The organism is Corynebacterium felinum, from assembly GCF_030408755.1.
In the GTDB taxonomy this organism is placed as follows: domain Bacteria; phylum Actinomycetota; class Actinomycetes; order Mycobacteriales; family Mycobacteriaceae; genus Corynebacterium; species Corynebacterium felinum.
This window is the reverse complement of the sequence record NZ_CP047209.1, coordinates 659283-679697: the sequence shown is the minus strand read 5'-3', so window position 1 is coordinate 679697 and position 20415 is coordinate 659283. Positions and strand designations below refer to the sequence as shown.

The 20415-nt window shown below is 54.0% G+C and carries 20 protein-coding genes; 4 read left to right on the top strand and 16 right to left on the bottom strand.

Features of this window, described 5'->3' with window-relative positions:
* Window positions 1–121 precede the first annotated feature (121 nt).
* The gene (locus CFELI_RS03040) at window positions 122–247 is read left to right on the top strand and encodes a hypothetical protein (protein WP_277104728.1); all 126 of its coding nucleotides are present in this window, start codon (window positions 122–124) and stop codon (window positions 245–247) included.
* On the opposite strand, the gene CFELI_RS03035 is transcribed toward CFELI_RS03040, so the two are convergent.
* Both CFELI_RS03035 and CFELI_RS03030 read right to left on the bottom strand, forming a co-directional pair.
* A complete protein-coding gene (locus CFELI_RS03035; RefSeq protein ID WP_277104727.1) occupies window positions 230–736 on the bottom strand; it encodes a DUF6912 family protein in 507 nt (168 codons plus the stop codon). The genes CFELI_RS03040 and CFELI_RS03035 overlap by 18 nt on opposite strands.
* A complete protein-coding gene (locus CFELI_RS03030) occupies window positions 736–1146 on the bottom strand; it encodes an HAD family hydrolase (protein WP_277104782.1) in 411 nt (136 codons plus the stop codon). Before CFELI_RS03030 ends, CFELI_RS03035 begins: the two co-directional genes overlap by 1 nt.
* Window positions 1147–1382: 236 nt before the next feature.
* On the opposite strand from CFELI_RS03030, the gene CFELI_RS03025 reads away from it, so the two are divergent.
* Window positions 1383–1883 (top strand): hypothetical protein, encoded by a 501-nt coding sequence (locus CFELI_RS03025; RefSeq protein WP_277104726.1) that lies wholly within the window; start codon window positions 1383–1385, stop codon window positions 1881–1883.
* A 36-nt stretch (window positions 1884–1919) separates the two neighbouring features.
* Here CFELI_RS03025 and secA read toward each other — a convergent pair whose 3' ends face one another.
* From secA to CFELI_RS03000, 5 genes are all read right to left on the bottom strand, one after another.
* Window positions 1920–4508, bottom strand: a complete 2589-nt coding sequence (gene secA, locus CFELI_RS03020; RefSeq protein ID WP_277104725.1) for a preprotein translocase subunit SecA — start codon at window positions 4506–4508, stop codon at window positions 1920–1922.
* A gap of 391 nt (window positions 4509–4899) precedes the next feature.
* Window positions 4900–5556, bottom strand: coding sequence for a ribosome hibernation-promoting factor, HPF/YfiA family (gene hpf, locus CFELI_RS03015; protein WP_277104724.1), 657 nt, complete (start codon window positions 5554–5556; stop codon window positions 4900–4902).
* A 141-nt stretch (window positions 5557–5697) separates the two neighbouring features.
* The gene (locus CFELI_RS03010; RefSeq protein WP_277104723.1) at window positions 5698–6321 is read right to left on the bottom strand and encodes a ComF family protein; all 624 of its coding nucleotides are present in this window, start codon (window positions 6319–6321) and stop codon (window positions 5698–5700) included.
* A gap of 206 nt (window positions 6322–6527) precedes the next feature.
* Window positions 6528–7316 (bottom strand): MFS transporter, encoded by a 789-nt coding sequence (locus CFELI_RS03005; RefSeq protein ID WP_290259394.1) that lies wholly within the window; start codon window positions 7314–7316, stop codon window positions 6528–6530.
* Window positions 7317–7330: 14 nt separating this feature from the next.
* A complete protein-coding gene (locus CFELI_RS03000) occupies window positions 7331–7915 on the bottom strand; it encodes a hypothetical protein (RefSeq protein ID WP_277104721.1) in 585 nt (194 codons plus the stop codon).
* A 394-nt stretch (window positions 7916–8309) separates the two neighbouring features.
* Here CFELI_RS03000 and CFELI_RS02995 point away from each other — a divergent pair, with 394 nt between their 5' ends.
* A complete protein-coding gene (locus CFELI_RS02995) occupies window positions 8310–8534 on the top strand; it encodes a hypothetical protein (RefSeq protein WP_277104720.1) in 225 nt (74 codons plus the stop codon).
* 342 nt (window positions 8535–8876) lie between these two features.
* Here CFELI_RS02995 and lpqB read toward each other — a convergent pair whose 3' ends face one another.
* The 9 genes from lpqB to CFELI_RS02950 form a co-directional block, all read right to left on the bottom strand.
* Window positions 8877–10613, bottom strand: a complete 1737-nt coding sequence (gene lpqB, locus CFELI_RS02990) for an MtrAB system accessory lipoprotein LpqB (RefSeq protein ID WP_277104719.1) — start codon at window positions 10611–10613, stop codon at window positions 8877–8879.
* Window positions 10610–12280, bottom strand: coding sequence for an MtrAB system histidine kinase MtrB (gene mtrB / locus CFELI_RS02985; protein WP_374724760.1), 1671 nt, complete (start codon window positions 12278–12280; stop codon window positions 10610–10612). The genes lpqB and mtrB overlap by 4 nt, the downstream gene beginning before the upstream one ends.
* 22 nt (window positions 12281–12302) lie before the next feature.
* A complete protein-coding gene (mtrA, locus tag CFELI_RS02980) occupies window positions 12303–12977 on the bottom strand; it encodes an MtrAB system response regulator MtrA (protein ID WP_277104717.1) in 675 nt (224 codons plus the stop codon).
* Between the two features lie 252 nt (window positions 12978–13229).
* Window positions 13230–13862 (bottom strand): dTMP kinase, encoded by a 633-nt coding sequence (locus CFELI_RS02975; RefSeq protein ID WP_277104716.1) that lies wholly within the window; start codon window positions 13860–13862, stop codon window positions 13230–13232.
* A 232-nt stretch (window positions 13863–14094) separates the two neighbouring features.
* Window positions 14095–14802: an ABC transporter permease gene (locus CFELI_RS02970; protein ID WP_277104715.1), complete on the bottom strand. Its 708-nt coding sequence runs from the start codon at window positions 14800–14802 to the stop codon at window positions 14095–14097.
* Entirely contained in the window at window positions 14799–15365 is a 567-nt protein-coding gene (locus CFELI_RS02965; protein ID WP_338078734.1) for an ATP-binding cassette domain-containing protein, read from the bottom strand. The genes CFELI_RS02970 and CFELI_RS02965 overlap by 4 nt, the downstream gene beginning before the upstream one ends.
* A 185-nt stretch (window positions 15366–15550) precedes the next feature.
* Entirely contained in the window at window positions 15551–17104 is a 1554-nt protein-coding gene (locus CFELI_RS02960; RefSeq protein WP_290258967.1) for an IS1380 family transposase, read from the bottom strand.
* Between the two features lie 86 nt (window positions 17105–17190).
* Complete coding sequence (locus tag CFELI_RS02955) at window positions 17191–17979, bottom strand: ABC transporter permease (protein ID WP_277103940.1); 789 nt, start codon at window positions 17977–17979, stop codon at window positions 17191–17193.
* The gene (locus CFELI_RS02950) at window positions 17972–18907 is read right to left on the bottom strand and encodes an ABC transporter ATP-binding protein (protein WP_277103939.1); all 936 of its coding nucleotides are present in this window, start codon (window positions 18905–18907) and stop codon (window positions 17972–17974) included. Before CFELI_RS02950 ends, CFELI_RS02955 begins: the two co-directional genes overlap by 8 nt.
* 85 nt (window positions 18908–18992) lie before the next feature.
* Between CFELI_RS02950 and CFELI_RS02945 the strand changes: the two genes are divergently transcribed.
* Window positions 18993–19595, top strand: coding sequence for a TetR/AcrR family transcriptional regulator (locus tag CFELI_RS02945; protein WP_277103938.1), 603 nt, complete (start codon window positions 18993–18995; stop codon window positions 19593–19595).
* Window positions 19596–20415 lie beyond the last annotated feature (820 nt).

Below are 20415 nucleotides of genomic sequence, written 5' to 3'. Positions count from 1 at the left end.
CGCCACGCCGCGCATATTCCCACCCCAAACACCCCTGACTCCCCCCACGTCAGAGCGCTACCGCAGGCAAACAAACACAAAGCCACCTCCCGCACTCCCCCACACAGAGGAGAAAAAGAAGGTGGCTTTGATGCGTATCGACGCCGTCACACCGCACACTGCTCACGCCCACGATGCCCGCGCACTGCGACCGCAACGGGAATGGGGCGTGGTGGCGACGTCGATACGCTTAGAGCAACTGCACTAAAATTCCCAGTTCAGACGGGTCATACCAGGCAAGGTAATTATCAAGCGCATCGCCAACGGTCAGCTCAGCGCCCTCCTCACCCAGATCAGCAGCATCAATAACCTCAATGGCGGCAGCGGTGGCGGCTTCGCTCGACTCCACATCAATATGAATGGCAGCGACCTGCTCAAACGCAATCTGCGCCGGTTTAATGCTCACGACCGTCTCCCCCAGATCCGGCTCAAGTGAAACCTGCGCATCCTCAACATCGATCGAAACCACGACCCGACGGTGTGGGAACTGCTCCACATCCCCGATCGCCAGCAGCCGAATAGACGCGCGCGCGGCATCATCAAAAGCGAACTCCGCGAAATCCTCTTCCTCCCCCTCGCGGTAGAACTCGCGCAAAGCAGGGGTCACCGCAAAGCCGTAGCCAGAACGTGCCGAGAAAACCCCGCTACTTTCAAGCTGCTGCAACATGGCAAACGTTGCCGGAATATAGACCCGCACTAGAATTCGCCCTCAAGATCGAACAAGCCCTGAATCTCCACAACGGCACGATCAAACTGCTGGTAGTAGACGCCCACCAAACCCGACTCAACCGCGCCGCGCACGTTCAAGATCGAGTCATCCACCATCACACAGTCACGCATCGGCAGATCAATCGCATCAGCCGCAGCCTGAAACGCCTCAGTAGCCGGCTTTTCCGCACCGATTTCACCAGAAAGAATAACCGCATCCACAATGCCCTGGGTGGCCAGCACCCGCACCGGCTCCGCAGCAGGACCGCCTGGGTTATTCGACAGCACCGCAGTACCTACCCCTTGGGCACGCAGTGCTTGTAAAAGATTGCGCCAGCGACGCTGATCCTCATCTGTACCGTCGAGCACACCAACAAAATCTACAATCAGGCCACGCATTGCCATGAATGTCACCTCACACACTAAAATTTTGGCCTAAGATCGACTCTTAGACACCCTAGAAAATAATTTGAACAAATTACTGCCCATTATTCTTACACATTTACCCCCTCAAACTCTTCTTAGGTTGGCAAAAGTATAGGAAGTATGGGTAGAATCTTCCACCTCGCACCTACCACACACCGTGCTCCCGCATTGACAACGCCTTCATGCTCACCACAGAAAGGCCTAAGCCAATGTATACCCCCATCCCCGGATTAGCCCTGCTCAAATCCTTCCAGCCCTACGCTCATCCGATTCACAACACCACAGCTGACCTCCAGCTCGCCCCCGAAACAGCACACAGCGCACGAACCTTGGTCACAATTGGCCTAGCCTGTGCTTTTGGTCAACGCTCGCTCAAAACTTTAAAGCCGGAGATGTTCGACCCCGCTGTACGCCGCCACATCGCCGCGAGGCTGCGCAACGGACTCGGTTTAAACCGCACCCATTTGGTACTGCACTCCTGCAACCTTCAGCTGCGCCGTATGAATAAAGAATCACAGCATCTCGATACTGGAACAACCAGCGCACGCAATGACTTCTACGGCAGCGCCTCCTTCCAAGTGCCGGATTCATCCCAACTGATCGACCTTTACGGCACACTCAGTGTGGGCGATAATCACTATGCCTATACCGCGCTCATTGAAAAACCCGCACACAGCGCAATGATTCTGCGCAATATGCGGGTTGTTTAAGACCAGTGAGTCACTGGCCTGTGCACGAGAAAATTCTTAAACCTCGACGGTGCCGTCGGAATCAGCATCGCCTTCAGCAGCAGCCTGGGCAGCAAGCGCAGCCTCAGCCTGGGCTTGGAAGGTGCGGCGCAGCATAAACAGCTGGCGAACGGTTTCTTCCTTGATCCCGTCCTTCATGGCATTGAACATGTCGCCGCCTTCCTTCTGGTATTCCACCAGAGGGTCACGCTGAGCCATCGCACGCAGGCCGATACCTTCCTTGAGGTAGTCCATTTCATAGAGGTGCTCGCGCCACTTCTGGTCAATGATCGGCAAAATGACCTGACGTTCAAGGTTACGCATCTGCGCCTCGCCACCAACCATGGAGATCATGGACTCGAGTTCTGCGTACTGCTTGTGAGCATCAGCCAAGATAGCTTCGCGCAGTTGATCGGAGGACAGTTCCCCTGCGTTGCCGTATTCGGTGCCGTCGATAAGCTCCTGTGCAGTCATGGATGGGCCGTAGAGTGCTTCAAGGGCGTTCCACAGGCCGTCCAGATCCCAGTCTTCAACATAGCCGTTGGCGGTCGCGCCGTTGACGTATGCGGAGATGGTCTCGTCGATCATGGACTGGATATTAGCCTCGATATCTGCCGATTCGAGGATCTCGCGGCGCTCGCGGTAGATCACCTTGCGCTGCTCGTTCATCACTTCGTCGTACTTGAGCACGTTCTTGCGCATTTCAAAGTTCTGGTTCTCCACCTGCGCTTGGGCGCCCTTGATGGAATTGGTCACCATCTTGGCTTCGATTGGCACGTCGTCTGGAACGTTGAGGCGGTTCATCATGTTTTCCATGGTTTGACCGACGAAACGCACCATCAGATCATCGCGCATAGACAGGTAGAAACGGGTGGTGCCGGGGTCGCCCTGACGGCCGGCACGACCACGCAGCTGGTTGTCGATGCGGCGCGATTCGTGGCGCTCGGTGCCCAGCACATAAAGGCCGCCGGCCTTGCGCACCTTTTCGGCAAGCTTTTCCGACTTTTCCTTCTGCTTGTGCAGCTCTTCATCCCAGGCTGCTTCGTACTCGTCTGGGGTTTCGATCGGGTCGAGGCCCCGGGCACGCAGTTCGATATCAGCGATGATGTCGGGGTTACCACCGAGCACGATGTCGGTACCACGGCCAGCCATGTTGGTGGCAACAGTCACCGCGCCTGGCAGACCTGCCTTTGCCACGATCTGGGCTTCTTGGGCGTGGAACTTCGCATTGAGCACGTTGTGCTTGACACCCTTGCGCTGCAGCAGCTGGGAGAGGTATTCGGAGCGTTCCACGGAGGTGGTGCCCACTAGCACTGGCTGGTTCTTGGCAACGCGTTCGACGATGTCTTCGACAACGGCGGCGAACTTTGCTTCCTGGGTCTTGTACACCAGGTCGGTCAGGTCGTCGCGCTGTGGGGTGCGGTTGGTTGGGATGGGTACAACGTCGAGTTTGTAAATCTGGTGCAGCTCGGCTGCTTCAGTTTCGGCGGTACCGGTCATACCTGCGAGCTTGTCGTAGAGACGGAAGTAGTTCTGCAGGGTGATGGTGGCAAGTGTTTGGTTTTCGTTTTTGATCTCCACCTTTTCTTTGGCTTCGATCGCTTGGTGCATGCCTTCGTTGTAGCGGCGTCCGTCGAGCACACGGCCGGTGAAGTCGTCGACGATCATCACTTCGCCGTTGCGCACGATGTAGTCCTTGTCCCGGGTGAACAGCTCTTTCGCCTTGATGGCGTTGTTGAGGTAGGACACGAGGGTGGAGTTTTCTGGCGCGTAGAGGTTTTCGATGCCCAGCTGGTCTTCGACGAAGGCCACGCCTTCTTCTTTCACGCCGACGGTGCGCTTGCGGTGATCGACTTCGTAGTGGATTCCGTCTTTCATCTTCGGTGCGAGTGTGGCGAAGATGCTGTAGAGGTGCGAAGGGCCGTCGGCTGGGCCGGAGATGATCAGCGGGGTGCGGGCTTCGTCGATGAGGATGGAGTCAACTTCGTCGACGATGGCGTAGTGGTGTCCGCGCTGCACCAGTTCACTTAAGGAGTGCACCATATTATCGCGCAGGTAGTCGAAGCCAAGCTCGTTGTTGGTGCCATAAGTGATGTCGGCATTATATGCTTTACGACGCTCTTCCGGGCGCATCTCGGAAAGGATCACGCCGACTTCCAAACCGAGGAAGCGGTGGACGCGGCCCATCCATTCAGCGTCGCGCTTGGCGAGGTAATCGTTGACGGTAACAACGTGAACGCCCTTACCTTCAAGGGCGTTGAGGTATGCGGGGAGCACACAGGTGAGGGTTTTACCTTCACCGGTGCGCATTTCGGCAACGGATCCGTAGTGGAGTGCTGCACCACCCATGACCTGCACTAGGTAGTGCTTTTGTCCGAGAACGCGCCAGGAGGCTTCGCGGGCTACGGCGAAGGCTTCCAAGATGAGGTCGTCGACGCTTTCGCCGTTTGCGATGCGCTCTTTGAATTCGGCGGTCTTTGCCTTGAGCTCGTCATCGGTCAGGTCAGCGTACTTGGGCTCGAGAGCAAGCACTTCCTCTGCGATCTTTTGAAGGCGCTTTACTTTGCGGCCTTCACCGATGCGGAGCATCTTGGAAAGTCCAAACACGAGTTACGTTCCTTTACTTCGTTCTAGTATTGTTCGCACAGCTTTGTCGCCACCTCAACCCTTGGGGTTTGTGAGTTTTCTCTCAAACCTTGATGAGGAAACGATCGCATCTTGTTCGGTGATCGTAGGGTTGTTCACCGAAATGATTTTAACTTTTTCATTGTACGCTCTGACCAAAGAAATGACAGAACCACGGGATTAGCGTTGGCTTAGTTGATTGCCCCCGCAGCTATGGCGTTGCGTTGTTCTTGGTGGTGGCACAAACTGGTGTTTATGTTGGGGGCTTGGTTTTCTTTTTCACTTCTCCACTACCCCCCCCTTTGAGATTATGGAAACCCCCGTTCCCCGCTGTGAGTGGTGCGGGGAACGGGGGTTGTGTGCCGTGTGGTGGTTATTCGGCGGTCAAGGAGATCAGACCGTAGTCGAATGCGTGACGACGGTACACCACCGATGGCTGGTTGTTTTCTTCGTTGATGAAGAGGTAGAAGTCGTGCCCAACCAGTTCCATTTCGCTGAGCGCTTCGTCAACACTCATGGGGCGTGCTGGGTGTTCCTTGGTACGAACAACCTGCCCTGGAAGTACATCTTCGACCTGGTCTGCGTATGGGTCGTGATCGTACTGGCTTTCCGTCTTTGCTTCCTCCGCCTCGGTGATCAGGCCTGCGACTGCTTCGCTGGTGCTCATTGGTGCGCGGTGCCCGGAGAGGGAGATGGAGCGGCGTGCCTTCACCTTGCGCAGCGAGCGCTCCATGCGGGATAGGGCTGTTTCTAAGGCTGCGTAGAAGGAATCTTCCTTCGCTTCGGCGCGGGCGATGTGGCCTTTGCCGGTTGCGGTGATTTGGATGCGGTCGCTTTCATCTGCGCGACGTGGGTTCCGTTCGTGCTGTAACTCCACATGGAAGAAGGTGAGAGTGGGGTCGAGCCTAGCGATCTTTGCGAGTTTGGAGTTTACTCGTTCCGCAAAGTGGTCGGGGACCTCAACGTTGCGTCCGGTGATGTTCACCTTGACGTCGGGGCTCAGGGACTCGTTACCAGCAGGCGTGGTCATAATCACGTGCCTTCCTGTGTCAGCCGCCACCCAAAGGGAATTTGAGAGGGATTACTCATTCCCCCGTATCTGTGGCGGGAATCAACTTCCACTCCAAGCATACCTCTGGTCATAACCTTTGTGCCACAGCTTTGAAAAATTTTAGGCATGGCTCAACCCCAACACCCCCCGCACCTTAACTCCTTTGCTGGTCAGCGCCCTAACTGCGGCTGTGGCTGTGGCCCCAGTTGTCAGAACGTCGTCGACGATGAGGACATGACCAGTTGGTTTTTGGGTACATGTGATGGCTCCGGTGAGGTTGGCTGCGCGTTCGGCAGCGCTCAGGCCGACGGATTCTGTTGTGTGTTCATTCAGGTACAAACAGGGCACAACGCGGTAGCTGGTTTCTTGGCATATGCGCGTGACGACGTCGCCTCCACGTCGTCGTGCTGCGCTGCGTCGGGTGGGTGCGGGGATGAGGGTGATGTCTTCGTCTACCCAGCCTCCTGCTTGAAGGTGACGGATTGCGGCGTGAAGCACGGCACCAAGATGCGGTGCCACATCGGTTCTGCCGCGTTCTTTGAGGTGAATAATGGTGCGCCTGCGTGGTCCGCCTAAGACACCGAGGGAGTAGATGGGCACTCCCGGGTCGATGCGTAGTGAGATTTGTTGAGGCGGGGCACTCCACACACGTTTGCACTGCCCGCACAGTATCTGGCCTGGTGCGGCGCATCCTGCGCATTCTTTGGGGAAGAGTAATTCCCAGGTTTCGTGGAGTAGGTTCATGTTTTCTCAAAACGGCGGAAAGCGGCACTCTAATGGATGCACACGCGCTGAATTTTATGCCGACCAAGTGGCACTATTTTCGCCCGCGATGAACGCGTTTTACTAGCTATTAAGGATAGCGCAATGCACACGAAGCCAACCCACTCTCCATACAAAAAAGAGCACATCGGCTACTATCGCTTATATTGTCTTCACCCCACCTCATGTTAGGTTTTGTGCCAATTGAGGTGGCGGTAGAGTTTTGGACTTAAAAGTCCAGCTACAGCGATTCCAAGACCACCGACGATAAAAGCAATTCGGTATCCCCACGTGTGCATATAGTCTGGGCTGACCTGCGAACCAATCCATGCGTAGGCAGCCCATAATGCTAGACCGGCAGTTGAGGCGGCCTGAAAAACGGCGGTAAACGCGGTAGAGGTGCTACCTACCAAGTGCGCTGGTGTAAATTTCATCTTTGCTGCTTGGAAAAGCCCTGAGTTGAGGCCGAGGCACAGGCCTTCCCCTGCGGTAAAAAGGAGGACGAGCCACCATGATGTGGCGAGACCTTTCGCCGCGAAGCATAAACCGAATCCTACATAAACCGCACTGGGCCATAACTGCCAACTGATAACCTTGCGTGCCCATCCACTAGCGAATGACCCTATGGCGAGGCCGACCGATAGAACGGTGGTTAATATACCCAAATCAGCAACGCCACGTCCAAGGGTGTCTGTGATGAAATAAACATCGAAAGACTCCCTGGCGCGGTTTCCGAGTGCTTCGATCACCATCAAAAGCAAAATTATTTTGATGTGTTTGACGTAGCGAAGTGATGCCAGCCCGCTGACTTGCGGATGGTGGTATTCTGTACTTTCCTCCACGGATTGCTGTTGTTGGGATGCTTGCGCCTGAGGTGTTGTTTGTCTGGTAAAAAAGCTGTTTAACCAGTGTTTGATTGACCACGAAATACGAGTTCCGTATTCATAGTGTTCAAGTGCTCTATAGGGTTTAGTCAAAAGCGCCAGAAGGCTTAGTAGAGAAAAACCTGCACCGATTCCAGTGCCAGGTAGATCGACTTTTCAGCAGCGTATGAGGCCGCGACTGGTGCAGTGAAGACAGCGATCAGGCCAATGCGGAAGTCCCACATGTAATAATCAGTCCGCACGTTTTCATCAACTCGGTGCGCAATAAAGACATTCACTGCACTGTCATAGGTTGAGGAACGAGCTGAGATCAACAGGTCCAATACGAGAAGTATCACCAGAACTGTGAACGGATGATTGGGCTGGGCATACATGACCAGCAATGCCATTGCTGGCAAAAGCACAAGGTTCATCACCTGCGTGGAAACGAAAAGGCGATAAGGCTTAAAGCGGTCGACAGTCGAACCAATGCGCTTGGTAAGGAGGAAGATTGACAGCCCGGCAACCGCCATGAAAATTGTTGAGGTGGCCGCTGGGTTGAGGGATGTCTGTGGCAGAAACTCGATTGTGAGCCAAATGAAAAGAGCCATCATGGAAAAATTGACCGAGAATGATTCGAGCAGCCCAATAGCGATTACCAGTTTCGCAACACGCGCCAAGTGTTTTGAGGAATTATTGTGCTTAGTTTTCATGTCGCTTCGGAATACTCTGAAATCCCAGTCTTCTACCAAGTTCGCTTAATCTTTTGCCCATAAATCAACGTCGCAATCTTAAGGGTTTGCAAGGAGCCTCATTTCAATTGAATCAATTGTGGCCTTATCAGCCGGATCACTACGTGTCATAGTAGTCATTCTCAGCTCACCCTTCATGAGAATCGACCCCTCTCACACAAACCATGAGTCGCTCTCTGTTCGTCGGTTCCTCGTAGCCGGACATCAACAAAAATGACTTTAATTGTTACGATTTCCACTAAGGCACTCTCCCAACTAGGAGGAAGGTGCCTTATCGGCACACAAGCTCGGAAATTGGGCGCATCTAAGCAGTCCACCCCATTTCAGCACGACACTACAAAAGGAGAATCCCCCTATGCTGAAAAAGATCTTGGCAACGCCCACGGCAAAGATCTTAGCAATGCCCATGGCTAGGAAAATTCCAGTACTAGCCGTGACCTCTATGGCTTGCCTGTACTTCAAAGCGCCCCCGTACATTGTCTACCCACTGTTCACCTTATGGACAGTAGCCATGTACGAGCACTACCGCGACGCTTACCGCACCTATAAAACAAACACCCCGAGTGCCGTCACGAGCTAATCCGATCACCACCTGCAAAACGGCGCCACCATCACAACACTAAAGCCACTGCGCCCTCTTCTTATGGGCGCAGTGCCCCCTTTGTGAAAATCTGTGGGAATTATCAGTTAGAGATAGAGCAAGTGCTACGCCTAAAACCGCAGGTCAATTTTTGCGCACTGCGCTGAAACTCTAACTATTAATTTTGAATCAATCCGCACATATTAATAGGGCCCTAATCCCCAAGGTGGGTTGCCGCAAGCATCCACGCAGGACAACAATCCATTGGCCACGCAATCCCCCAGCTTTCCCACGGGGAAACGCTGGGCAGGCGACGTCGATAAGCTGCCGATAAGCACACATCTAGCGCGGCACAATGGTCACGCTGCGCTCCCCCTCTAAACCTTGAACCTCACGCCAATATGTGGCCTGCCCCGTCGTGCCCAGTTGGAGGGCGGCGCGGGCGTCGGTGATAAAAACGGTGGAGGCATTGGTGCTGATGCTGACCACGGGGGCAACAATATTGCCGCTGGATAGGGCAATCGCGGAGGAGCCATCAACTTCCGCCCGCCACACCGGGGTGTCGGAGCTGGCGGTGCCCACTAGCAGTGAGGTGTCGCCACCCCATTCAAGAGTGATGGCGGAATCGCCGACAACGGGGATGATTTCGCGCACATTGCTCAGCTTGCGTTCACCCGCAGTGGGGCGCGACACGGTGGCGGTATACACGCGACCGTCGACGATGAATGCTGCCCGCACACCCGTGGAGGACAGGCGCAGGACGGAAATATCGCCGTGATTTTCACCCAGTTCAGTGGTGTCCACTTCGGTTTGGGCTATATCGCCGGTGGAGGCGGAGCGAGCGATGCGGGTGATGGTGCGCCCGTCAACGACAGTCCACACCGCGTTCGTGTTTGCCTCAAACGTGGGGCGGCTGAAAGTAGAGGCCTCCAGGATGGTGCTTAACGGACCATTGATAGTGCCGACGAGGAATTGGGATTTCTTTTCTTCCTTCTCCCCTTGCGTTTTCACGGCGGCGGCGATTTTCGTGGGCGCTGAAATATCCACGGATTCGATGTTGCCTTCCGCACCAAGCGGGCCCGGCACTGGGGTGACTTGGCCGGAAGCGATTTTGGAAACTCGGCCGTTAGTAAGCGCGAACATTGTGTTCGTGCTCGATGCGGAGGCTTGGGGGTTGAATTCGGGGAAGTCGTCGACGCTGAGCTCCTCATTGCCATCATCGGAGAGCAGCGGTGTGTCGTCGATGTTGAAGCGGTAGGGTCCGGCGATGTCGGCGAGCGCGAGTGTCCACACGAGTTGGGCGGCGAGGCGGCGTTGGGCGGCATCATCAAGCCCGCTGAGTCCGCGGAGTTGATACACACCATTGTCGACGCCGGCGAAGGTTGCGGCTTCGGGAATTTCGTCGAGCACGCCGGGCGCGATCACGGCGCTGGGCCCTTCGACGATCAGTGAGATGAGTGCGGAGTCGAGCGCGCTCAGGCCGTTGTAGATCCAGCGTCGGTCGGACACGAGTGTGTTGCCGCCGGGTTCGAAGAAGTAGACGTCTTGCGGCAGGTAGCGGTTGCGCAATTCGGTGCGTTCGACCACGAGCTGGTTGGGCAGGCTGGAGATGCGCCACTGCCCGTCGACTTTATTGAGGCTGACGGAGGTTTTGTATTGTTCGCGGCGGGGGTTGAATGCCCCGCCTTCGGTGATGGTACCCACCACGGTTCCTGAGACGGTGTAGGACAGTCGGTCGGCTTCGGTGACTACATTCGAGCTCATGTCAATGCGGTCAAGCACGATAATTTCGGGGGCGGGTGCCCATTGTTGCGCGAGTTCTGGGGTGAGGTAGCTGCGTGCTTGTTTGCGTTGCTGGGTGGGGTTTGCGCTGGCAGCGTAGAAGTCGCGGACGAGCAGATCCGGTTCGCGGTCTTTGATCATGCCCGCTTCTTGGGTGGCGGTGGTTGCTTTGATGCTGCGCAGTGCTTGGGGTTCGCTGGATGATGGCAGGCTGGCGCATCCGGCAAGCAGGCTTATCGACGCCGTCACGAGGGTAAGTGTGCGCAGTTTCTGCGGCAGGGTGTGTGGTCGTGTCATAAGTGTGAATCAGCCTCCTTGACCAGTGGGAGCGTCGAGAGTGTGGATTCTTCGTCTGGGTTTTTCTCCAGCGCGGGGGTTTCAGCGCTGTCGAAAGTCTCTTCTTCAGCGGTGGGCACGACCAGTGGGAGGGGGTCGTTTTCATAACGCTGCCCAGGCGATTTGGGCAGCGTGAGCCTGAAGCAGGAGCCCAGCCCAACAGTGCCGGCGGCTTGGAGTGTGCCACCGTGTAAGAGTGCATCTTCGTGGGAGATGGCAAGACCCAAGCCGGTGCCACCGGAGTGGCGGACGCGAGAAGGATCGGCACGCCAGAACCTGTTAAATACCAGTTCTTCTTGGCCGGGCTTAAGACCCACGCCTTGGTCGGTGACGGTCACAGAGATGGCCTTCTCATTGGCGGCCACTGCCACTGTCACGGGGTTGGATTCGGAGTGGTCGATAGCGTTGGCCAAGAGGTTACGTAGGATTCTTTCGATGCGGCGGGGATCACCATTGATAGTGACGGGTTCGTCGGGCATGTCGAAGATGACGGGCACGTTGAGTTCGTCGGCCAGGTGGTGGGTTTGTTCGAAGGCGGCTTTCACACAGGAGCGCACGTCAATGGTGGATTCGGCGAGGTCGGCTACGCCCGCGTCGTGGCGGGAGATTTCGAGCAGATCATTGAGTAGTGCTTCGAATTGGTCGAGCTCGTTGACCATGAGTTCGCTGGCGCGTTTCATGGCCGGTGAGAGTTCTTCGTTGTTGGCCTGGATCATATCCGCGGCCATGCGCACTGTGGTTAGTGGGGTGCGCAGTTCGTGGGAAACATCGGAGGTGAATTGGCGCTGCAGGTTTCCGTATTCTTGCAGCTGGTTAATCTGCTTAGAAAGCGATTCGGCCATGGAGTTAAAGCTCATGGCTAGTCGCGCCATTTCGTGTTCACCATCGACTCCCATGCGTTCGCGCAGGTGGCCGGAGGCGAAGCGTTCGGCGATGCGGCTGGCGGAACGCACTGGGGTGATCACTTGTTGGATAGTCAGCCAGGTAATGCCCACGAGCAAAACCACCAGCACAATCCCAGCGGCGGAGAACACACCGCGCAAAAGTGACAGCGTTGCTTGCTCTGATTCCATGGAAAGCACGAGGTACACCTGCAGGTTGGGAATGTCTGCTTGGGTGGGGGTGCCAATGATCATGGCTTTGTAGCTGGAGCCATCCGCCCGAGAGATGCGGGCGAATTGGTAGGAGACTTGATCTTGGCTAACAAAGGAGCGAAGCCGGTCGGGGATGTGATAGTTTTCGGGCGACACAACCAGTGAACCGTCGGGGCTATCGACCACGAGGACGGGGTCGTAAACGGTTTGGGTATCGCCGGAGCTGATGGAGCGAGCGGTGAGTGCTGCGCGGGCGGAGTTGAGGCGTGCTTGCACGCTGGAGCTGGTGGCGGTTGCTTCTACTTGTTGTTCAACGGCGACTCGCGCCCGGTCGATTTCGGCGCTGGCGATGTCGAGTTTGGCGTCGATAAGCCTCGATGTCACCAGTGAGACAAGCACGTAGGCGAGGATGATCATCACCACGGCTGAGGCCGCAAAAATCGAGCTAATCACTCGATATTGCAAGGATGTGCGCCAGCCGTCGGTGAACCAGGACCGGAGAGTGGCTAGGCGCGACTGAAGTGAAGCAAAAATAACTATTCGCCGCCTTTAGCTGCTATTCCCCAGTTTTGTAGCCCACGCCACGAACGGTGAGGACGATTTGTGGGTTCTCGGGGTCTTTTTCAATCTTGGAGCGCAACCGCTGCACGTGCACGTTCACCAGCCGCGTGTCGGAGGCGTTGCGGTAACCCCACACGCGCTGGAGGAGTTCTTCGCGACTAAACACTTGGCCTGGTTTGCTCGCCAGCTCAGATAGCAGGTCGAATTCAAGGGGGGTCAGGGAAATTTCTTCGCCCCCGCGGAACACGGAGTGTCCCTTGATATCGATGAGCAGGTCGCCGATTTCAATGGAGTCGTGGGTATTTTCCGGCGCACCACGCAGGCGGGCACGCACACGCGCAACCAGTTCTTTTGCTTTAAATGGTTTGGGCACGTAATCGTCGGCGCCAGATTCCAGCCCTAAAACGACGTCGACGGTGTCAGTTTTTGCAGTGAGCATGACAATGGGCACGGTGGATTCTTGGCGAATCGCGCGGCAAATGTCGATCCCGTTCATTCCGGGAAGCATGAGGTCGAGGAGTACCAGGTCGGGGTTTTCTTTGAAAAACACATCCGTGGCTTGGGCTCCGTCATTGACGACCACGGCTTCGAAGCCTTCCGCGTCGAGCACGAGTGAGAGCATTTCTGAGATCGCTGGGTCGTCGTCGACGACAAGAATCTTTTGTGCCATGTGTGTCTTTTTCCAATTTCGCTGTGTTTCCACGCTCTGCAGTCACTGTGGTGACACGACCTGCGCCGAGTTGTGTGACCGACTTCGAGTGTGGGTGATGTTTTCTGTTAGGTTTCTATAGTAGTCGCTGTGTGGGGTGCGCGGATTTTCGCATACCCCTGTCCCTGCTGCTGGCCGCGCCCGCCTAGGTGTGGTCGCATTCTCTCTGCTTATCGACGCCACCCCAACGTGTCGTTACTCTTTGCGGTATTTTTATGCGCGGGTGCAGGTGTTGAGGAAGTGGGCGATTTTTTCCGCAATGTCGGTGGCGTGTTCGTCGGGGTTGGCGATGATCCAGGGGGAGCGCCAGTTTTTTTCGGCAAGCTTCAGGTACGCATCGGCGGTGCGTCGTTGCAGGCCGCCGTCGGCTTCGTAGCGATCCCGCACCCGGTGTGTTTGTTCGCTTTCGCGTGTTGCTGCCCGTTGGGCTGCGAGTTCTGGTGGGGTGTTGAGCAGGATTTGAAGAGTGGGGGCGGGTAGCCCGAGTTGAGTAAATTCTAGGTCAGCAACCCATTCTGTGAGTTTATCGTCGTTGGCGCGCGCTGCTGAGTAGGCTGCGTTGCTGGCCACGTAGCGATCCAGCAGGAGTACTTTGTTGGGGTCGGTGGCAAAGGTGTTGAGGTGTTCTTTGATTTCTGCCCGGTCGAGGGCGAACAGGGTTGCCATGCCGTAGATGGAGTCGGTGAGATCCCCCATGTGTCCGTAGAGTGCTTTTTGGGCAAGGGCTGCGTGGATGGAGTGTTCGTAGCGCGGGAATTGGATGATCTCTGCGTCTAGTGTGCTCATTAAAGCGTTGACGAGTGTGTTTTTTCCGGCGCCATCGATTCCTTCGATCGCTACAATCATTGCCTGCACAAACTCCTTGGCGGTGGGCTTTACGTATCGTTTCAAGGTTACAGTAACCGAGCCTCAATCCTGCACATAAGCCCCGCACCTTCACATACCTGTATTTCTGTTCTGGATTCACCCCACCAGCACACAACTCGACCTTTTCCCACAATCCCTCCCCCAAAAGACCGCCCACTCACGAAAAGGTCGAGTAATCCAACTCCTAGGTGTCCAGGTCACCGATTGCTCATTACAGCACTTCATCTATCGCAATATGCTTTGAACAGGCTACGACCATAGTTACCGCTACTATTGCTGCGACTACTGTGGCAATCGCGCTATAAACTACGGACGCGTTGAGCGAAAATGCAATGATATTTCCCGCCATACATACAGCAAGGATTGCAACGATAATGGTGGTAATAACGCTGCGTCGCCACATGCCCACTATTCCGCTGATGAGGCTTAACGCAAGCGCAAGAAATGTCACCACTACAACCTTCAACAGAACCTCAATCCAAAGAATGCTGCCGGTCTTCCCTTCCACCAACGGGCTAAACGCTTCGCTAAGAAAAAATACGCACGTGGCCACAAGCAGCCCCAAAAATGTTGCTGCCAGTTGAACACTGGCGCACGCAATATTTTTAGCCAAAAATAGAGTTTTCCGCCCCAAAGGATAGGTGTACAACTGGATTCTTCGGTTGCCTACGTAATCGGTAACAATGAACCGTGCGTACACCACAGCACCATAAATCACCGCAACGCACATACTGATAGTAAAAGACATGGCAAACACCGCAGAATATTGTCTGAACATAGCGTTGGCAGGATCTTGATCCATTTTTCCCACAAGGGCAAAGAAATACAGGAATCCGAGCATAGCGGTGAAAGTTGCCAAGCCAATACCCATTGCAGAAGAGTAATAGCGCCCTAGCTCCAACCTTAATAGTCGATTCATTGCACACCTCCATGAATGTTGTGATGATAGAAGGCTTCTAAACCACCTTCGTATTCTTCAAGTACTGAGCCGATATCGCGTTTGAGACTTAAGCTGCCATGATTGAGCACAGCTACAGTGTGCGCTGAACGCTCAAGTTCAGTCAGAACATGGCTTGCCACAATAATCGCGGTACCGGATGCCGCAATCCTTTCAAGTAGATTTCGTAGATCCACCACCCCTGTAGGGTCGAGCCCATTATTTGGTTCGTCAAGAATCAGGAGCTTAGGCGAATGAATCATTGCTCTAGCCAGCGCTAGGCGCTGTTTCATTCCTAAAGAAAAGCTTGAGACCTGCGCCTTTTCGCTCCCCTCTAGCCCCACCTTTTGAAGAATTTCCGTAACAGACTGTTCGGGAGTGCAATCGAGCATTGCTATATGAAGTTCCAATACTTCACTGGCTGTGGACTTTGCTCGAAATTCGGGGCTTTCAATCATGATCCCCATCAACGGCAAAATTTCATCACGAGTTGCTTCACTCAATTCCATCCCGCTGATCCGAATAGTTCCGGCACTAGCCCAGATTTTTCATGGGGTGGGTTTGGTGGTGGTGGGTTGGGGTGGTGTGTTTGTGGGGTTGGTTGGTTCACCTTCGCCCTTTGATTCGTGGTTTTTAGGGCAAGGTGTGCGTCCATAAAGTTGTGTGGGGTTTGGGGGTTGGGGTGTGCCTGCAGTGTGGCTGCCAGATCGCGTGTGTGGGCCTAGGGGTGTTAGGGTTTTCGTTTCTTCCAGCGTGGCTGTAGAAGGCTCTGGGTGTAGCCAATAAGCGTGACCAGTGTGTGGGTGTGGGGGTTGTGCTGGTCAAGCTGGAGGATGATGCGTCTGCTGCTTGTGGTGATTTTTGATGCAACCGCAACAAACCTTACACGGATAGTCTTCGGCACCCATGTCCACCAAGGCTTGCTTGTTTCTTGGTGTGAATGATCCTTGTGGTGGCAGGCGTCGATGAGTTTCGTCCAGGTAAGAAGTTGGTGGGATAGTGCAACGATCAAACACCAGATTTGGTTCGCCCCGAATTGTTTAAACGGCAGTTTACTAAGGCCTTGGTCTTTGGTGTCTTTGATGTGTTGTTCACATAAAGACCGATTACGGTAGCAGTAGTCAATGTGTTGAATATTCCCAATAAGGTTCGTTACGCACAGTTGGGCGCGAACACCATGTTGGTTGAAAAGACTGTGTTGGCACCCTGGGTGGGGTGGTTCGATTCGTGCGATAACACGCATATCCTCGGGGTAGTCAGCTAGAAGATTCACCAAAGGTTGGTGCTCATCTATATTTGCGGTGCGCAGTAGTCCGGTGATGTCTTCAAGGAAATGGTTCTCATCACAAACCAGATCCCCTGAAGCACGCACAATCGGCACCCGAGTATCCCACCGATCACAGTCTTTGCCTGTGTGAGCACTGGTTCCCAAGTGTTGTGTATCAGCGTTGGTTGTTTGTTGGGATTGAAGGTGATGGTCAAGGGTGATGCGCGCTGTCGGCGGGGCGGAATAACCCAGAACATACCCAAGGTTGTGATCGTTGAGGAAACTGATGAATTTCTTTGTCCCACCAGCACTGTCAGCACGGATGACTAATCGTTTGCCCCAGGGTTGACCATCACTGTGATCAGGCAGGGTGGCAAGAATCTCGTCAACAAGCTGGCAGTGATCACGAATTGTGTTTGCCCCGGCATTTCCTGGTCGAAGCAGGCAGTTAAGAAACTCCCCACCAGGCAGACCGATGCTGGTGTAATCAATAAAGGCACATAACGGGTGGAAACCAAAGCCTTTCTTATAGGTAGGCGTCGCGTTTTCCTTATCGGAATGTGCGGTAATCAACGTGGCATCAATATCGATAACCAGTGGTTGTTCAACTGTTGCCACCCGATGCGGAGCGTGATCACCTAACAAATCCCACACCCTAGTGCGAGCTTGTTTCGCTGCGTGGATAAACCCTTCTCGCACATGCTCGCTGGTATCTGCATATTCTGTGATCCGCCGCCATGCGGTTGTCACTGACGGTAACGATTTTGATGCTAACGCGGTTGAAACAGAAGAAAGCAAGGTGATGTCGTGGACATCATCCCCACCAGCAATCAACGATAAAGCCAGATTCACCCACACATCCCCTAACGTGTGCGTGAGCCCAGAACGCGGCAAAGCGGAATCAAGGCAGTCACTTATTCCCACCAATTCGGCTACGTGAGCAAACGGTAACACCCCCGCACCGGATACAAGATGAGAACAGCTAGCAACCCGTGGAATGTATGTGGTAGTCTTCACCTTGAAAGTGTTTCTTTCTGCCTAGATTATTGACTTCAAAACATCTCTATTCTAGCAGGTCAAGAAGCACTTTCTTTACTTTTTGCTCACCTTTTCACCCCACACCCATGAAAAATCCGGGTTAAGGCGCTATATGACAACAGATATCCGGCAGTACCCCACACCGCTAAGACGAAAATATTGAGCATTTGATCAGAATCAGTACGAAAAGCAGCATGACGGATGAGATCCGCTAGTGGAGCAAAGGGAAGAAACTGATGCAATGACACAGCCCACTCTGGCAACCTATGGGCTGGATATGTGATTGGCGAAAATAAAAAGCCTCCGATCATAAGCACTTGCGTCGCTAATGAAGTGGCGTTTTGTGGTAACCAGAGGGCAAGCGCATATCCGATGCTCATCGTGACTAATTGAGCCCCTAGGATGACTGCCACGGTGAAGATGTCCACATGAAGTGCGAGCTTGAATCTCATAAGTGCAGCTACTATCCCCACGCCAATGCCTGGCAAGGCAGCAAGTGACCAGATCACGGCATCGGCAAGTAATAGCGTTGAGCGCGGAACGGGGAGTGTTTTTTGATAGTCCAATAGTCCTTCTTGCTTCGCATTGCTTAAAATCTGCGGTGCCAACACGCAGCCAACTGCAATAATCCCCAAAGTCCACGCCCCTGCCGATAAGTACTGTGCTACCTGATCATTAATATCGGGTATCAGCAGTGCCAATCCGTAAACGATAGCGACTGCAAAAACAGCCTGAATAATACTAAAAGCAGGCAATAAATATTTGTGTCGAACGAGACTCCAATGAACCAATCCCCACCAGCAAAGCAACCAAGGTTGTCGTGGTAGCGGGTTAAAAACCTGCGAACTATTCATGCGTGATCCTTTCATAAAAGCTTTCTAGCGATTCTGGCGCCAAGGTATATCGCTCGACTTTGTGGCGGGAACACATTTCCAGAACCCACTCAATTGCTGCCGGAACGTTCCGAGGTTCAAGCTGCATCCGCATGATATTGCCTCCGCAAAAATCAACCGATTGTGCTTTCTCGAACGGTTCAAGCACACAGCTAGGTGCTTGAACAATTTCAAGCACGGCAGCGTTGAACTGATTCGCAAGCTGCTGCGGTGTGTTGTCGCTGCGCATTTCCCCCTTGTGCATCAAAACGAAGCGATCCGCGTAGCGTTCAACTTCAAGAAGGTTGTGAGAAACAACGACAACACAATGCCCAGAATCTGCCAATTTTCTTAAGTGCTGCCAAATAAGCGTTCGCCGAAGGGGATCAACATCATTGGTGGGTTCGTCAACAAGAAGAACAGGTGCGGGTGCCGCAACGGCCATCGCAAATGAGGTTAAGCGCCTAAATCCTCCGGAAAGCTTGTCTGCTTGAGTGTCACTAAATAAATCGAGATCAAGAGAGCCAAGTATCTGCTGTGTTGCTTGTGACGCTTGTTGGCGGGAGAGGCCTCGAATGCGAGCGATTGAGGTGATTGCCTGCCTAGGCGTGACGCCATGAAGTGGCGCCTGAAGCTGTGGCATCATCGCAACGATACGGCGCGCATATTCAGGATGGTCACTCAATTTCAGGTCACCGTATCGAATTTCTCCACTGTCGGGCCGGAGGCTTCCGACAATTTGATTAAGCAAGGTCGTTTTGCCTGCACCATTGTGCCCAATGAGTGCTGTAAGAGAACCGGCAGCGAAGCTAACGGTGACATTGTTGTTTGCTGGACGTGCACGCCCTGAAAAAGTTTTAGTAATGCTTTCTACATGCAGGTCAGATGGTGATGAGTTGCGCTGCTTCATAATTCAGATACTAACGGTATGTGAAATGTGAAGCAAGGGATATCCTCAACAAAGTGTGATGAGGATTTCACCTATAATCAGAGCCATGATGAGAAGGACCCGCGATGAACTCCGCCAACATAACCGAAACTTACTCATCGAGGCTGCCGAGGCCATTTTTGCCCAAAAAGGCGTAGCTGGCGCATCACTAGATGATGTTGCTCTACGCGCTGGCCTAACGAAAGGTGCGGTCTATTCCAACTTCCGCAGCAAAGGCGAATTGATTCTGGAAGTGATAAAGCAGCGTCAAAGAAAAACTTTGGAAGCGCAGGAGTTTAACGAAATCCGACACGAACAAAAAGATGATCGCGAACGTCTCCTCGAATGGTGCGATTTATGGATAAAGCAAGTCACAGACGGAAAAAGAAATGACTATGCGCGCCTTATCTTCGAATTTATTCCGCTGGCTCTCCAAGAGCCCGATTTAAAAAATCAATTTCTTGAATATATTTCACCTAGGCCGAATAGCGAAACTCAGTCACCGCTTCCTCCGAATGGCCCAGTGGGGAGTCTTCCGGTTGAGGATCAATTCCGTATCCTCGTGGCTATTGATATCGGGCTCGCTTTTTTGATGCTGTTCGACAAAGATAACGTAAGCCCAGATCTGTACAAATCTACACTTCTAGCTTTGTCTCAACTCGAAGCATAATCAATGCCTGCACTGAGCGTTTCTCACTAGGAATCTGTGTGTGAAACGCTGGTCTGTGGTTATGAGGCTAGTTGAACAAGAGCGAATAGTTCGTGCTTAGCATGGTTTTAAGCGAGCTGAAAAATGCTGGCGCGCTTTTTCTCGTAGTTTTCCTTTCACCCTCAAGATCGCACGCCCAAACCACCTCACGCCACCACTCCTCCACCTAACTCGACCTTTCCCCGCAACCCCTCCCGTGAAGCCACCGCATTCCTAAAAAGGTTGAGTAGCCCCTTCCAACACACACTCTTGCCTTCGCTCCAACGCTCAACTCGACCTTTAACCGCAAAACCACCCCATCAAGCTGCCACACAGGAAGAAAAGTCGAGTAACCCCACCCACGCCACCACTCCTCCACCTAACTCGACCTTTCCCCGCAACCCCTCCCGTGAAGCCACCGCATTTCCCAAAAGGTCGAGTAGCCCCTTTCCGACACCCACACTCTTGCCTTCGCTCCACCTGCCAACTCGACCTTTCCCCACAACCCTTCCCCTGAAAGCACCGCATTCCTAAAAAGGTCGAGCAACCCCTTTCCGACACCCACACTCATGCCTTCGCTCCACCTGCCAACTCGACCTTTCCCCACAACCCCTCCCGTGAAGCCACCGCATTTCCCAAAAGGTCGAGTAGCCCCTTCCAACACACACTCTTACCTTCGCTCCAACGCTCAACTCGACCTTTCCCCGCATCCCCTCCCCCTGAAGCCACCGCATTCCCAAAAAGGTCGAGCTACGCCACCCACGCCCCAGCCCTTACACCCACCCCGACACAGGTAACTCGA

What these genes read in the sequence shown, in the direction of transcription:
- CFELI_RS02955 (WP_277103940.1), bottom strand. Translation starts at nt 17,979, where the DNA reads ATGAATAGTTCGCAGGTTTTTAACCCGCTACCACGACAACCTTGGTTG.
- CFELI_RS02950 (WP_277103939.1), bottom strand. Translation starts at nt 18,907, where the DNA reads ATGAAGCAGCGCAACTCATCACCATCTGACCTGCATGTAGAAAGCATT.
- CFELI_RS03030 (WP_277104782.1), bottom strand. Translation starts at nt 1,146, where the DNA reads ATGCGTGGCCTGATTGTAGATTTTGTTGGTGTGCTCGACGGTACAGAT.
- CFELI_RS02995 (WP_277104720.1), top strand. Translation starts at nt 8,310, where the DNA reads ATGCTGAAAAAGATCTTGGCAACGCCCACGGCAAAGATCTTAGCAATG.
- CFELI_RS02945 (WP_277103938.1), top strand. Translation starts at nt 18,993, where the DNA reads ATGATGAGAAGGACCCGCGATGAACTCCGCCAACATAACCGAAACTTA.
- CFELI_RS02970 (WP_277104715.1), bottom strand. Translation starts at nt 14,802, where the DNA reads ATGAATCGACTATTAAGGTTGGAGCTAGGGCGCTATTACTCTTCTGCA.
- mtrA (WP_277104717.1), bottom strand. Translation starts at nt 12,977, where the DNA reads ATGGCACAAAAGATTCTTGTCGTCGACGACGACCCAGCGATCTCAGAA.
- CFELI_RS03000 (WP_277104721.1), bottom strand. Translation starts at nt 7,915, where the DNA reads ATGAAAACTAAGCACAATAATTCCTCAAAACACTTGGCGCGTGTTGCG.
- CFELI_RS03025 (WP_277104726.1), top strand. Translation starts at nt 1,383, where the DNA reads ATGTATACCCCCATCCCCGGATTAGCCCTGCTCAAATCCTTCCAGCCC.
- CFELI_RS03010 (WP_277104723.1), bottom strand. Translation starts at nt 6,321, where the DNA reads ATGAACCTACTCCACGAAACCTGGGAATTACTCTTCCCCAAAGAATGC.
- hpf (WP_277104724.1), bottom strand. Translation starts at nt 5,556, where the DNA reads ATGACCACGCCTGCTGGTAACGAGTCCCTGAGCCCCGACGTCAAGGTG.
- CFELI_RS02975 (WP_277104716.1), bottom strand. Translation starts at nt 13,862, where the DNA reads ATGATTGTAGCGATCGAAGGAATCGATGGCGCCGGAAAAAACACACTC.
- lpqB (WP_277104719.1), bottom strand. Translation starts at nt 10,613, where the DNA reads ATGACACGACCACACACCCTGCCGCAGAAACTGCGCACACTTACCCTC.